A 339-nucleotide genomic window follows, 5' to 3' on the forward strand; every position below is an offset into this window, starting at 1 on the left:
AAGGAACAGCATGTGCGTGGTAAATGGGTCTGTGATCAGTGTGACACCCTGACTCAGCAAGCGATGCCCGCCTATGTGATTGATAAAGGCATTGCTTCACCTGAATTGCTCAGCCATGTGCTGGTATCGAAATATGCCGATCATTTGCCGCTGTACCGTCAACGTCTGATCTATCAGCGGGCGGGAATCGAACTTTCTAGATCAACTTTATCTGACTGGATAGGTCGCTGCGGTGTAGAACTGGAACCTCTAGCCAATGCCTTAAAAGAGGTGGTACTACAACAGCAGGTGCTGCATGCAGATGAAACACCGGTCACCATCATGCGGATGGGTGAGAAT

At 49.6% G+C, this 339-nt stretch carries 1 protein-coding gene; it reads left to right on the plus strand.

Annotated features, from left to right (window positions below; all coding sequences use genetic code 11):
• Positions 1-339: IS66 family transposase (locus ACE01T_RS16545; protein ID WP_395519704.1), on the plus strand; the 339-nt coding region annotated here is incomplete at both ends.

Source organism: Acinetobacter uliginosus, assembly GCF_044130295.1.
Lineage (GTDB): Bacteria > Pseudomonadota > Gammaproteobacteria > Pseudomonadales > Moraxellaceae > Acinetobacter.